The organism is Streptomyces sp. NRRL B-24572 (assembly GCF_002156145.1).
In the GTDB taxonomy this organism is placed as follows: domain Bacteria; phylum Actinomycetota; class Actinomycetes; order Streptomycetales; family Streptomycetaceae; genus Streptomyces; species Streptomyces vietnamensis.
This window is the reverse complement of record NZ_MWIG01000595.1, coordinates 1-1,601: the sequence shown is the minus strand read 5'-3', so window position 1 is coordinate 1,601 and position 1,601 is coordinate 1. Positions and strand designations below refer to the sequence as shown.

Genomic DNA, 1,601 nt, shown 5'->3' with positions numbered 1-1,601 from the left:
ACGCCAGGGCTCCCGGCGGCCGCCGACCCGCACCCTGCGGAAGCCGCCGGGAGCCCTGGCGTAGGCTGGTTCGGTCGATCAGAACCCCTCCGAAAGGGACGCACCCGGTGACCGAGAAGGCCGAACTCCAGTCTGTTCTCGACCGCGCCGCCGCGGGTGGCCGGATCACCCCCGAGGAGGCACTCGACCTCTACCGCTCGGCGCCCCTGCACGCGCTGGGCGCCGCCGCCGACGCGGTGCGCCGCCGCCGGTACGCGGGGACCGAGCACATCGCGACGTACATCATCGAGCGGAACATCAACTACACGAACGTCTGCGTGACGGCGTGCAAGTTCTGCGCCTTCTACGCCGCGCCGAAGGACACCGCGAAGGGCTGGACCCGGGACCTCGACGACATCCTGCGCCGCTGCGCGGAGACCGTGGAGCTCGGCGGCACCCAGATCATGTTCCAGGGCGGCCACCACCCGGACTACGGCGTCGAGTACTACGAGAAGCACTTCGCCGCCATCAAGGCCGAGTTCCCGCAGCTGGTCATCCACTCCCTCGGCGCCTCCGAGGTCGAGCACATGGCCCGCATCTCCAAGGTCTCCGTCGAGGAGGCCATCACCCGCATCCACGCCGCAGGACTCGACTCCTTCGCGGGCGCCGGCGCCGAGCTGCTCCCCGAGCGCCCCCGCAAGGTCATCGCGCCCCTGAAGGAGTCCGGCGAGCGCTGGCTGGAGATCATGGAGGTCGCCCACAAGCTGGGCGTCGAGTCCACCTCCACCATGCTGATGGGCACCGGCGAGACCAACGCCGAGCGGATCGAGCACCTGCGCATGATCCGTGACGTGCAGGACCGGACGGGCGGCTTTCGGGCCTTCATCCCGTACACGTACCAGCCCGAGAACAACCACCTCAAGGGCCGCACGCAGGCCACGCTCTTCGAGTACCTGCGCATGATCGCGATCGCCCGGCTCTTCCTCGACAACGTCGCCCACATCCAGGGCTCGTGGCTGACCACCGGCAAGGAGGTCGGCCAGCTGTCGCTGCACTACGGCGCCGACGACCTCGGCTCGATCATGCTGGAGGAGAACGTCGTCTCCTCCGCCGGTGCCAAGCACCGCTCCAACCGCCTGGAGATCATCGACCTCATCCGCAAGGCCGGCCGCGTCCCGGCGCAGCGCGCCACGACGTACGAGCACCTCGTCGTCCACGACGACCCGGCGAACGACCCGGTCGACGAGCGCGTCGCCTCGCACATCTCCTCGATCGCGATCGAGGGCGGCACGGCGCACCCCGAGCTGAAGCTCCTCGACGCGAACTGATGCTCACGCTCCACGTCGCCGAGGCGACCCCCGAGAGCGCCGTCCTGGTCGACGGCGCCCTCGTCGCCGCCGTCGGCCCGTACGAGGAACTGGCCGAGAGACACCAGGACGCCCGGCTGCGCCGCTGGCCGGGCATCCTCACGCCCGGCCTGCTCAACCCGTACGCCCCCGAGCTCCTGGAGCGGACCTACCACCCGGACCCGCGCGAGGCCGACGCGTACGGCACCGCGCCGATCACGGGGGAGCGGGCGGCGGAGATCTTCCGCGCCGACCCCGCCCGGCTCGGCGCGGAAG

The 1,601-nt window shown here is 70.8% G+C and carries 1 protein-coding gene and 1 pseudogene; both read left to right on the top strand.

The window, feature by feature from the left end; all coding sequences use genetic code 11:
• The first annotated feature begins 107 nt into the window (after positions 1-107).
• Complete coding sequence (gene mqnC / locus CCN56_RS31135) at positions 108-1,307, top strand: cyclic dehypoxanthinyl futalosine synthase (protein ID WP_086831266.1); 1,200 nt, start codon at positions 108-110, stop codon at positions 1,305-1,307.
• Positions 1,307-1,601: pseudogene (locus CCN56_RS31130) on the top strand (hypothetical protein); the annotation flags it as partial. The gene mqnC and the pseudogene CCN56_RS31130, both read left to right, overlap by 1 nt.